Source organism: Fulvivirga sedimenti (genome assembly GCF_020328055.1).
Window position 1 is genome coordinate 530,997 of sequence record NZ_JAIXNE010000002.1, and the last position, 11,259, is coordinate 542,255.

The following is an 11,259-nucleotide window of genomic DNA, read 5'->3' on the forward strand; positions in this document are numbered from 1 at the left end:
TACCTTTGCAGCATGCTTGCAATAAATAATCTGAGCTACTTCATCGGCGGAAGGGCATTGTATCAGAACGCCGCCCTGCACATTAAGCCCAAGGACAAGATCGGACTGATTGGTCTGAACGGGAAGGGAAAATCAACCCTGCTTAAATTGATCAATGGCGATTATCAGGCGGATGAAGGAGAAATTTCAAAGAGTAATGAATGTACCGTAGGTTTTCTGAACCAGGATCTTCTCTCCTATCTCACCGACGATAGTATTCTTACGGTTGCCATGACCGCTTTTGGAGAAGCAGTCGATACGCAGCGCCGGATAGAAAAGATATTAAAGAAACTGGAGACCGAATATTCTGACGAGTTGATTGACAAGCTCACAAAGCTTCAGGAAAAGTTTGAACGCCTCGAAGGATATTCAATGCAAGCCAAGGCAGAGGAGATACTTGAAGGGATCGGTTTCAGAACCGAAGATCTGCACCGTCCGCTGAAGCAATTCTCCGGGGGCTGGAGAATGCGTGTCATGCTGGCTAAACTCCTGCTGGAAAAACCTTCTCTTTTAATGCTCGATGAGCCCACCAACCACCTGGATCTGCCATCTATTGAATGGGTTGAGAATTATATCCGCAATTACGAAGGCGCTGTGATCATTGTTTCCCACGACCGCCAGTTTCTCAACAATACGGTAAGCAGAATTGTGGAAGTTTCCCAGGAGCAGTTGATCAGCTATGAGGGCAATTATGATTTCTACATGTCTGAAAAGGAATTGCGGTCTGAAATTCAGAAAAATGCTTTTGAAAATCAGCAGCAGAAGATCAAACAGACCGAACGATTTATTGAGCGATTCCGCGCAAAATCCACCAAGGCACGTCAGGTTCAATCACGCGTGAAGGCACTGGAACGAATGGATCGTGTGGAAGATGTGATCGATGATACTGCGGCGGTAAATTTCAAGTTCAAGTTCAAGCAAAAGTCGGGCAGATATGTCATGCGGCTGCATAATATATCCAAGGCATACGGAGACCTGTCTATTCTTAAAAATACGTCGGCGATTATTGAACGTGGAGATAAAATTGCGCTTATCGGAGCGAACGGAAAAGGTAAGTCTACCCTGCTGCGCATCATATCCGGTACGGAAATGATTGAAGGAGAGCGTGAGGAAGGTTACAATGTTATTGAGGGTTTCTATGCCCAGCACCAGCTCGAAGCGCTTCATGTGAATAATGAGATCCTTGAGGAATTGAAACAGGCCGGGAGTGATAAAACAGAGTTGGAACTGCGTCAGATACTGGGCTGTTTCCTTTTCAGTGATGACGATGTTTTCAAAAAGATCAAAGTGCTCTCCGGAGGTGAGAAATCACGTGTGGCACTGGCAAAAACGCTGATTTCTGAAGCTAATTTTTTACTGCTGGATGAACCTACCAACCACCTGGATTTCATTAGTGAGAATATCCTGATCCAGGCTCTTCAGCAGTACCAGGGAACCTTTGTCGTGGTAAGTCACAACCGTCATTTTATTTCTGAGGTAGCCAATAAGATCTGGTACATCGAGGACGAGGAAATTAAGGAATACCCGGGTACCTATCAGGAATATCTATACTGGCGCAATGAAATTAAAATGTCGGAACAGACGGAACCGGCAGAAAATGTCGTAAAAAAGGAGCCCGTAAAAAAAGAACGCCACAGGGAGCCGGAGGATCAGAAGGAACTGAAAAAACTGCAGGAAAAGCTGTCGGGTATTGAAGATGAAATTGCCGAAATTGAGTCTGAAATCGAAATGAGTGAGACGCATATGGCAAAGCCTGAAGTTTACGCTGATCCGGATGCGTTGTCTAAAGCAACCGTAACCTATGAAAAGTTGAAATCAAAGGTTAATTCGCTCCAGGACCAATGGGAAGACGTGGCAGGAAAAATCGATGAGCTGGAACAAACCTCCTAAAATACGTAGCTGAGGCGAAATCCCATTTCGAGAGATACCGGCGGACTGTCGTTTACATCCTTCTGAACGGCCGACAGGTACTGGCGAATTTGTGGGTAGGCACTCACCGTATAATGCCTTCCGAGAGGATAACTTACTTCAGCGCTAACCAGGGCACTAACTGCATATTTCTTAAAATTGGAATCCTCATCAAGGTTGGTTGATCCAAGGTTTCCTTCTGAATCTGAAACCCGGTGTTGCATGAGAATATCATTAGACATTCCTCCCAGGAGGGTAACATCCACTTTTTTGTCGAGTAGAACATAGCCTACCTGAACGGGTATCGAAACATACCCTATCCTATGCTCAACATCATATGGCTGAGTAACACTCAGCTGGGCATTTCCCTGATATTGTCGTACATCGAGCGCTACAGATTGCTGGTTCTCCGGTCCTGAAACCAGGTTGGAAGTACCACCTGCGGTTCGCTGACTGTAATTCAGCCCTCCCTGGATTACCCATCGGCGGCTGATTCTCTTACCTAATCCAAGTCCGACGTTCATTAATGTCCCTGTCGTATTCGTTTCGGTACGACCCACCATTATACTTCCGGAATTATTTTCAAAATCGGCCACCTGCAGCGATGATACCGAACCCGCAGTTGAAGTAACCGACCCGCCCGACAGATTCAATCCGGCCCAAAGTTGATCGCTTTTCAAATCTTTAGGCCCGGGCAGTACCGGAATCCGATGAAATACAGCCTCAGCAGGCCGATCAATAGATAAAGTATTAAACGGGTACAGACCTGCCAGCAACGGTGCTTCAAAAACGAACCATTCACCTGGTGCCACGTCTTTTAAAACGTCGGTTGTTTCTGGCTGATCCTGTAAATCTCCTGCAGCATCAGGTTGAATACCTGACAATAAATCATATGAATTGGCATAGGCTTCAGAGGCATCAATTGATCCTCCTTCCATTGAATTTGCGGTAATATCGGATGCTTGCTTCTCTACACTATTCTCCGCTGGTGATCCTAATTTGGCAGTTATTGATGAGGATGGCAACTCATCCCTGAAGGCTGAATAGTATACGCCTGCAGTGGTCATGGCAAAGAGCACAGAAGCTGCGATAGCGATTGGCAAGAGCCACATCCGTTTACCATTCCGGCCACTTGCATCGAGTCTTGCCTCAATCTCTTCCCAAATTTCGGGCCGGGGCTCAACCTCTGCACCTTTCATAGCCTGTTGCCAGGCTCTTTCAAAATTATTATTATTCTGAGCTTCCATAGGTTACTCCTTTTTCTTTCAATATTTTTTCTTGTAACAGGCTTCTGGCCCTTGCATACTGCGACTTTGAGGTTCCTTCGCTGATGCCCAGCATCCCGGCGATATCCCTGTGCGTGTAGCCTTCAATGGCGAACAGGTTGAAAATGGTCTGACAACCATCGGGCAGCTCCCTCACCATTTGGAGCAACTCCTCAAAATGGAAATCGGCCAATGTGAATTTCTCCCCTACATGCAAAGGCAGTTCATAGACGTCCGACATAGGGAAAGAGTATAACTTGCTTCGCTGGCTGTTCAGTGCAGTATTAACGACGATGCGTTTAATCCAGAAATAAAGACTCGATTCCTCCCTGAAATTTGAGATGTTTCTGAATATCTTAATAAATGATTCCTGAAGAATGTCCTCTGCCTCCAGTTCAGATTTGGAATAGCGCTTACTGATCGCCAGCATTTGCCCGGCAAATCTATCATAGAGCTCACGCTGGGATAAGCGGTCTCCCTGTTGACAACCTCTGATTAGCGCTTTTTCAGATTCCATGTATCTGTTCTTAGTGACCCGGAACCTGGAAGTTTGGTTGGAAGCCAGGTAAAAATATTTTCATAAATTCGTATTTATTGAAACATGGCAAAAATTTTGCCACAAAACGACTATGACATATCCCATTGCATCTGCGATTACCCTTCTATTGGGCCTTGTTTCCTTTTTCCAGAACGACAAAACGCTCAGGTATGAAGACTGGTCCTACGAGGCAGAAATAAGAACTGTCATGTTATATCCGTTTACGGGCCGGCCCCAGGATATGTTACAGCCTCCTGCAAGCCCTTTGGGCACACAGAACCTGGTTCTTGAATTTGACGACCTGGTTGACTCGCCGGAAGACTATATGGTGCGGATCATTCATTGCAACAGCGACTGGAAACCTTCCGGACTCAGGGCGCTTGATTATTTATTTGATTACAATGAATTCAATGTTAACTCCTATGAATTTTCGATCGACACCAAGCTCGCATACATTCATTACAGGTTTCAGGTTCCACGTGTAAAAATTCCGGGAAATTATCTCCTTGTCGCCTACCGGGAGAATAACCCAAAGGATATCATCCTTACAAAGCGTTTCATGGTGTTTGAGAACCGGGTGAATGTCCTTTTGAGCACCGGTCTTAATAATATAACATCATTGAGCCGGATGAATCAACAGCTTGACTTTGCCATCAACTATCAGGATTTCCCAATCCAAAATCCGATGGAGCAAATAACGATTGTACTGCGACAGAATCAGCGCTGGGATAATGTTATCCGTGTCACCAAGCCTACTTTTTTTAGAGAAATTGACAAGATGCTGGAATATCGGTTTTTCGCCGAGAAGGATTACTTCACCGGTGGTAATGAATTTCGCTTTTTTGACATGCGGTCCCTGAGATCTCCAGGGCAAAATGTTGCTTATACAGATCTTTCAAAGCGACCGACCCAGGTTGTTTTAGGAAAGGACAAGCCCCGTATATTCGAAGTTTATTCGCTGCTCAATGATCTGAATGGCAATTTCATTGTCTCAAATATGGATACAGGCAATGGAGTGGTAGAATCTGATTATGTGGAAACCGTATTTACCCTGGAAAGTGATCCGTTGCCGGGAGACGTCTATGTGGTTGGCAGGATGAACAACTATCATTATATCCCTGAGAATAAAATGCAGTACGACAGGTCGCGCGGCATATATACAGGCAGGCAAATATTAAAACAAGGCTGGTATGATTATCAGTATATCATCAAAAATGACACACTCCCGATGAATTACCTGGAAGGCAATCATTTTGAAACTGAAAATGAATATGAAATCCTCGTGTACTACACACCGTTAGAAATGCGTGGCGACCAGCTTGTTGGCTATCGCCACATTACACTTAATGAACGGTTGCGTTAAATTCGTATTTCAGCACACGGCTGTTGGGATCAGAATTAGCTACATCCAGCATCCCGAAACCTTTGTGGGTGAATTGACCCAACCCGCAGTTAAAGACGAAATCCAATACTTCGGGAGCCGCGTATAATGTGAACGGAAAGGTATAGCCCCTCACTTCATATTTCACATCCTGATCAAAGACCGGATAAATCCGCGCATACTTCTTTTGCTGAGCCGTTAACCGGGCGATATAATTTTTATCGGGGATCAGCTGAAATTTATAGAAGCTGGCGATCTGCTCGTCGGTAAAGTCTCCTGTACTGGCCATACGCTGAATCGTGGATTCGTACAGCAGGTCGGAAAACGAATCCGTTTCCGGCGGAATAAAGCGTTTTGCGGTACTGTCGTTGAAACTTGAGTTCATGAGAACAAGCGGGGAAATACAAATAAACTTTCCATATTCGCCCATTTCAACAGCTTCCTCCAATTCAACAAATTCCGGCTGAAGTGCCAGGGCACCAAGCTCCACTTTGGGAAAATCGAAAAGGTTCGCCAGAAAGTAATCGATAAAGTCCTTGCTGGGTGAAGAAAGCACCAACGTAACGCGTGATGAATAATAATGCAGCCCCTTACGGCTGATCTTCGTCTGTCCCTTCAACCCCGAAAAATTATAAAACGAATAGTTTATATACTTCTCGTCGCTGCCCTTCATAAGGACTCCCTTAATCATCTGAGCTAGCAAATATTGATGATGAAAGGGAATATGACTTCCTCTGTTCTTAAGTAGAAAAATGATCCTGACTCTCAATTTGTCTTCGTTTTTTTAAAAAATCAGGGCACAGGATATAGTAGAGTATAGCCTCAATGCCTTACGAATTTCATGGTCTATTCAAAAATCGTTGGATCTTCCAAGCGATTAAAAAATGCTATTATAGCTTCTAAAAATAGTATTAAAAGCTTAAATGTAAAAATTCATGTAATAAAATGTTTCAATTTTAAACGTTAAAGCGAAAATGCATGATATCCCCGTCTTTAACGATATAATCTTTTCCTTCCACTGCCATCTTCCCCGCCTCTTTACAGGCATTTTCAGTCCTGTATTTTTCGTAGTCATCCAATTTGATAACCTCTGCACGGATGAAGCCCTTTTCAAAATCGGTATGGATCACTCCAGCTGCCTGAGGGGCCTTCCATCCTCTCTTGATGGTCCAGGCACGAACTTCCTTCTCGCCGGCGGTAAAATATGTGATAAGGTTCAATATATGATATGCCGCCTTGATCAGCTTATTCAGTCCGGATTCTTTCAACCCATACTCTTCTAAAAACAAACTCCGCTCGTCAGGATCTTCCAGTTCAGCAATTTGTGCCTCAATGGATGCTGATATCACAATCACCTCTGCTTCCTCATCCTTTACCGCTTCCCGCAGGCGATCACTGTGCTCATTGCCTTCCGGCAAAGCACCTTCTTCCACATTCGCCACATAAATTACAGGCTTCACTGTTAGAAGGTGTATGTCATATATGGACTTTTTCTCCTCTTCGGTAACCACCAGTGACCGGGCATTTTTCCCGGATTCCAGATGAGCCTTGAATTTTTGGAGTACGGCGAGGTCTTTTTTCGCTGCCGCATCACCACTCTTTGCAACCTTTTCGAGACGCTGAATCTTCTTGTCAACAGATTCCAGATCCTTCAACTGAAGCTCGGTATCTATTACCTCTTTATCGGTAATCGGATCTACCTTGCCATCAACATGCACAATATTATCATCGTTGAAACAACGTACCACATGCGCTATCGCATCCACTTCCCTGATATTGGCAAGGAATTGATTACCAAGACCCTCCCCCTTGCTGGCACCCTTTACCAGGCCGGCAATATCCACAAATTCAATGGTGGTGGGCATTACCCGCTGTGGACTAACAAGGTCCTTCAGAATATTAAGACGTTCATCCGGAACCGTTATAACTCCTACATTCGGTTCAATTGTACAAAACGGAAAATTTGCCGCTTCAGCTTTATTATTAGAAATCGCATTAAAAAGTGTGGATTTTCCTACGTTCGGAAGTCCAACGATCCCGCATTTGAGTGCCATGGTTGCAAGCTTTGTGTTCGAAATACCTTATAACTTCGGTAGCCGGTGTATAATTCACCCAACGACACTCGCAAAACCGTGTAAACGGGTATTGCAACAATCATTCCCGGGATCCCGGCCAGCGAAGCGCCTGCAAATATAATTATAAAAATTTCCAAAGGATGCGCTTTCACACTTTTTGAGAAAATGAGCGGCTGCAATACGATATTATCAATTAGCTGAACGATTGCAAAGACCGAGGCGATCTTAATCACCAGCAAAAGAAAATCCTGTTGGGTAACAATATTGGCCCCGGTGGAAACCCCCACAATGATTCCAAAAGTAGCCCCCAAAATCGGACCCAGATAAGGAATCAGGTTTGCCACGGCCGCAAACAACGCGATGGTAAGTGCATATTTAATCCCGAGGATGGACAGACCGATGGCTGCGATGCTAAAAACAGAAAACATTTGAATCAGCAGTCCGACGAGGTAATTGGACAGCAACCTCTCAATCTTGTTAAAGGCCGCGATCGTCACTTCAAAATATTTATTGGGGATCAGGGAGATCAGCTGTTTACGCAAATATCCCATCTCATAAAGGAAGAAAAATGTGATAAATGAAACTGCAAGGACACCCACAAAGAAATTACCCGTGAATGAAAGTAACTCATTCAGAATGTTGCTGATGCGTATCGTAGAGATAAAGCTGATAAGTTTCTGTCTCAGCACATCCACCAGAAAACCAGGTTCGTCCCCGGTGAGGTTATTAACAATCATGAAATCCTCAAGGTCCTGCAGGGGAACCGTGGCGCGCTCATAAAGCTCTTCGTAATTAATTCTTCCAATCACCTGGATTTGTTCGGAGATCAGGGGTATAAACAGCACAACAAATGCTGAAATGAAAAGTATAAGTGCCGCGAAGGACATGATCACCGCCAGAAATCGCGGGATACGCTGCTTGAAGACATGAATTCGCGTTATTAGGTTGGTAAGGGGGCGCAATATCGCTGCCAGGACTACTGAAATAAGGATATAAATAAATATATCCGTAAAGAGCCAGCCCAGGAAAAGCAATGCCAGCACCAGTACAGCCAGGTATAGAATTGGCTTTCTCCTCATCACATCTTCTTAATAAAAAAAAGCCCCGAATCTCTCCGAGGCACCTCTGTTAACAATGAGTATAATCAATCCCATTTGAGCTCACTATCGAGCCCGCTGCCATTGGAATTATTGCTCTCATAATCACCGTCCTCATCACTCAGGCGATCATACTGTGAAAAGTCCACCTCCGGCAACAGTTCATCCTTCACATGATTTACAGTATTATGCAGTGCCTCTACGAACTTGTTGAAATCTTCCTTGTACAGGAAAATTTTATGCTTCTCATACGTAAAGCCATCATCCTTGTATCTGCGCTTGCTTTCGGTAATAGTTAAATAATAGTCATTAGAACGTGTCGCCTTAACATCAAAGAAATAAGTCCGTTTACCGGCACGCACCCTTTCCGAAAATATTTCTTCTCTTTCATTCGTATTGTTCTCTTCCACAATCCAGGTTATTTAGTTTATACTATCGTATTTTTTGAACAAATCAAGTCCTAATATAGTATAATAAAAGTATTCGATGCAAACAGCATTTTGCGATTTATCCATAAATTTCAGTAATATTCAGGGTAGATCAATTTAATAACATTCGCGTAACATCCGTACATGAAACTTCCACTCGACAGGATCAAAGAACTTGGGAATATAGACTTCCTCGCGCGTCAGCTCGTCGATGGATTCATTACCGGCCTGCATAAATCACCCTATCACGGCTTTTCCGTGGAGTTTGCAGAACATAAGCTGTATAATACCGGAGAAAGTACGCGACATATCGACTGGAAAGTATATGCCAAGACCGAACGGCTTTATACCAAGCGATATGAAGAAGAAACGAACCTGCGATGCCAGCTTGTCATTGATGTTTCATCCTCCATGTATTATCCCAGCGAAACGCGCGGTAAGCTAATGTACAGTCTGTTGAGTGCCGCGGCGCTTGCATTCATGCTCCAGCGACAGCGCGATGCTGTAGGTCTGGCTACATTTTCCGATAAAATAGAATATACTTCGCAAATTCGTTCTACCTCGACACATCTTAATAAGCTGTTTATACAGCTTCAGCAGCTGGCGGATGATGAAAAGGTTGAATCAAAAACTTCTGTAGCCACCATTCTGCATGAAATCGCTGAAATGAACCCCAGAAGATCCCTGATTATACTTTTCAGTGACATGTTCGACAGCCAGGATACAAATGAAATTTTCAAGGGCCTGCAGCATCTCAAGCACAACCAGCATGAAGTACTGTTATTTCATATCACCGATAAGAAAACAGAATTTGAATTTGCCTTTGATGACCGGCCCTATGAATTTATTGATCTTGAATCGGGTGAGAAAATGAAACTGAACCCGGCAGATGTAAAAACGGCCTATCGTGAACAGATAGACCGTTTCTATAAAGAATTGAAATTAAAATGCGGACAGTTGAAAATTGATTTTATCCCGATGGATATTCACAATGATTTCAATGACGTCCTTTATTCGTACCTGGTGAAGCGCTCTAAAATGCGTTAGAGGTGCATCCACTCCTTTTTTGCCAGTAACTCTTCTTCCGTCTCCTCATAATCAGGATCAGGAATACAGCAATCCACCGGACAAACCGCGGCACACTGCGGCTCTTCGTGGAAGCCTATGCATTCTGTACACTTACTTGGAACAATGTAGTAGAATTCATCTGATACGGGGTCCTGAGGCGCATCAGCCGCCACCAGTGTTCCGTCTTCCATTTCAACATTGTCCAGGTCTGTTCCACCACCCCATGTCCATTCCATGCCACCTTCATAAATGGCGGTATTCGGACATTCCGGTTCGCATGCACCACAATTGATGCATTCATCTGTTATCATTATTGCCATATGTCAGCTACTTAAGTCTTATCTAAATTTAACTGTTACAAAAATAGAAAGTATCTTCGTGGTCTCAAACAAAATAAACCATCCATTGGTTACGCTTTCTATGGGAATTAACATTTTTCAGAAGGAATTCATTCAGGCAATATCGAATCTTCAGCATAAACTGAAAGATTTATCAGAAGAAGAAATGGATACCCTTGCCCTGAGGGCCTCCAATGAAAACCCATGGTTTACCAGGGAGAATGTGGAATTTGCTTTTACAGGCATTACCTCCATGTTGAATGAACCTTCTCTCACCCAGTGGCTCTCCGGATATGATACCGTAAGCAAACCATCCAGGATCGGGCTCATCCTGGCTGGCAATATTCCGCTGGTCGGCTTTCACGACTTGTTATGCGTTCTTGCGAGTGGTAATTATGCAGTCGTTAAAATGAGTTCAAAGGACAATGTGCTCATGCAGTTCATGATCGGCCAGATATCCGAAGTAAGTCCGAAAATTGGTGAAAGGATTATCCTTCAGGAAAGACTGAACGATGTGGACGCGATCATTGCCACTGGGAGTGATAATTCAGCCAGGTACTTTGAATATTACTTCGGGAAATATCCTAACATAATCCGGAAAAACAGAACGTCTGTTGCCGTTCTCACAGGATCGGAAGATGCTGAAGACTTTAAGCGACTGGGGTCGGATATATTTACATATTTCGGACTGGGTTGCAGAAATGTATCAAAGCTTTATGTCCCCGAAAAATTTGATTTTACACCCTTCTTTGAAGGGATTCAGCAATATGCCAATGTAATTCACCAGCATAAATACAATAACAACTACGACTTCAATAAGTCTGTATTGCTGGTAAACGGCGAACCGCATCTGGATAACGGCTTTCTGCTGTTGCAGTCGACCTCACAGCTGGTCTCACCGGTTGGGGTTCTGTTCTTTGAAACCTATGCAACACCCCGGGAACTCGAAGAAATGCTGGGTCAGCAGCGTGATAAGATCCAGTGTATCGTAGAGGCTGAAAAGACCCGTTTAATTACGGGAGCTGTGCCTTTTGGTAAAGCACAGCTGCCCGAATTATGGGATTATGCTGATAATGTGGATACGATGGAATTTTTGATGAGCCTTTAAGCCCGGGATCGAAA

The 11,259-nt window shown here is 44.0% G+C and carries 11 protein-coding genes; 4 read left to right on the forward strand and 7 right to left on the reverse strand.

Features of this window, described 5'->3' with window-relative positions:
- The first annotated feature begins 12 nt into the window (after window positions 1–12).
- Window positions 13–1,929, forward strand: a complete 1,917-nt coding sequence (abc-f, locus tag LDX50_RS08655; RefSeq protein WP_225698044.1) for a ribosomal protection-like ABC-F family protein — start codon at window positions 13–15, stop codon at window positions 1,927–1,929.
- Here abc-f and LDX50_RS08660 read toward each other — a convergent pair.
- Together LDX50_RS08660 and LDX50_RS08665 are read right to left on the reverse strand one after the other, a co-directional pair.
- Complete coding sequence (locus LDX50_RS08660; RefSeq protein ID WP_225698045.1) at window positions 1,926–3,194, reverse strand: outer membrane beta-barrel protein; 1,269 nt, start codon at window positions 3,192–3,194, stop codon at window positions 1,926–1,928. The genes abc-f and LDX50_RS08660 overlap by 4 nt on opposite strands.
- On the reverse strand, window positions 3,178–3,729 hold the full coding sequence (locus LDX50_RS08665; protein WP_225698046.1) for an RNA polymerase sigma factor: 552 nt from the start codon (window positions 3,727–3,729) through the stop codon (window positions 3,178–3,180). Before LDX50_RS08665 ends, LDX50_RS08660 begins: the two co-directional genes overlap by 17 nt.
- A 112-nt stretch (window positions 3,730–3,841) precedes the next feature.
- Here LDX50_RS08665 and LDX50_RS08670 point away from each other — a divergent pair, with 112 nt between their 5' ends.
- The gene (locus LDX50_RS08670) at window positions 3,842–5,113 is read left to right on the forward strand and encodes a type IX secretion system plug protein (protein WP_225698047.1); all 1,272 of its coding nucleotides are present in this window, start codon (window positions 3,842–3,844) and stop codon (window positions 5,111–5,113) included.
- Here the strand turns inward: LDX50_RS08670 and cas6 are convergent.
- The 4 genes from cas6 to LDX50_RS08690 all read right to left on the reverse strand — a co-directional run bounded on the left by cas6 (window position 5,094) and on the right by LDX50_RS08690 (window position 8,713).
- On the reverse strand, window positions 5,094–5,900 hold the full coding sequence (gene cas6 / locus LDX50_RS08675; protein WP_225698048.1) for a CRISPR-associated endoribonuclease Cas6: 807 nt from the start codon (window positions 5,898–5,900) through the stop codon (window positions 5,094–5,096). The two genes, LDX50_RS08670 and cas6, sit on opposite strands and share 20 nt — an antisense overlap.
- 187 nt (window positions 5,901–6,087) lie before the next feature.
- Entirely contained in the window at window positions 6,088–7,185 is a 1,098-nt protein-coding gene (ychF, locus tag LDX50_RS08680) for a redox-regulated ATPase YchF (protein ID WP_225698049.1), read from the reverse strand.
- Window positions 7,146–8,285, reverse strand: coding sequence for an AI-2E family transporter (locus tag LDX50_RS08685; RefSeq protein ID WP_225698050.1), 1,140 nt, complete (start codon window positions 8,283–8,285; stop codon window positions 7,146–7,148). The genes ychF and LDX50_RS08685 overlap by 40 nt, the downstream gene beginning before the upstream one ends.
- Window positions 8,286–8,350: 65 nt before the next feature.
- Complete coding sequence (locus LDX50_RS08690) at window positions 8,351–8,713, reverse strand: DUF3276 family protein (RefSeq protein WP_225698051.1); 363 nt, start codon at window positions 8,711–8,713, stop codon at window positions 8,351–8,353.
- Window positions 8,714–8,875: 162 nt separating this feature from the next.
- Here LDX50_RS08690 and LDX50_RS08695 point away from each other — a divergent pair, with 162 nt between their 5' ends.
- Entirely contained in the window at window positions 8,876–9,778 is a 903-nt protein-coding gene (locus LDX50_RS08695; RefSeq protein ID WP_225698052.1) for a DUF58 domain-containing protein, read from the forward strand.
- Here the strand turns inward: LDX50_RS08695 and LDX50_RS08700 are convergent.
- Complete coding sequence (locus LDX50_RS08700) at window positions 9,775–10,119, reverse strand: 4Fe-4S binding protein (protein WP_225698053.1); 345 nt, start codon at window positions 10,117–10,119, stop codon at window positions 9,775–9,777. The genes LDX50_RS08695 and LDX50_RS08700 overlap by 4 nt on opposite strands.
- A gap of 100 nt (window positions 10,120–10,219) precedes the next feature.
- On the opposite strand from LDX50_RS08700, the gene LDX50_RS08705 reads away from it, so the two are divergent.
- Window positions 10,220–11,245 (forward strand): acyl-CoA reductase, encoded by a 1,026-nt coding sequence (locus LDX50_RS08705; protein WP_225698054.1) that lies wholly within the window; start codon window positions 10,220–10,222, stop codon window positions 11,243–11,245.
- Window positions 11,246–11,259 lie beyond the last annotated feature (14 nt).

Excerpts from the sequence above, each read along its gene's own strand:
- LDX50_RS08685 (WP_225698050.1), bottom strand. The coding sequence starts at position 8,285 with ATGAGGAGAAAGCCAATTCTATACCTGGCTGTACTGGTGCTGGCATTG.
- abc-f (WP_225698044.1), top strand. The coding sequence starts at position 13 with ATGCTTGCAATAAATAATCTGAGCTACTTCATCGGCGGAAGGGCATTG.
- ychF (WP_225698049.1), bottom strand. The coding sequence starts at position 7,185 with ATGGCACTCAAATGCGGGATCGTTGGACTTCCGAACGTAGGAAAATCC.
- LDX50_RS08670 (WP_225698047.1), top strand. The coding sequence starts at position 3,842 with ATGACATATCCCATTGCATCTGCGATTACCCTTCTATTGGGCCTTGTT.
- LDX50_RS08700 (WP_225698053.1), bottom strand. The coding sequence starts at position 10,119 with ATGGCAATAATGATAACAGATGAATGCATCAATTGTGGTGCATGCGAA.
- LDX50_RS08705 (WP_225698054.1), top strand. The coding sequence starts at position 10,220 with ATGGGAATTAACATTTTTCAGAAGGAATTCATTCAGGCAATATCGAAT.
- LDX50_RS08665 (WP_225698046.1), bottom strand. The coding sequence starts at position 3,729 with ATGGAATCTGAAAAAGCGCTAATCAGAGGTTGTCAACAGGGAGACCGC.
- LDX50_RS08660 (WP_225698045.1), bottom strand. The coding sequence starts at position 3,194 with ATGGAAGCTCAGAATAATAATAATTTTGAAAGAGCCTGGCAACAGGCT.
- LDX50_RS08695 (WP_225698052.1), top strand. The coding sequence starts at position 8,876 with ATGAAACTTCCACTCGACAGGATCAAAGAACTTGGGAATATAGACTTC.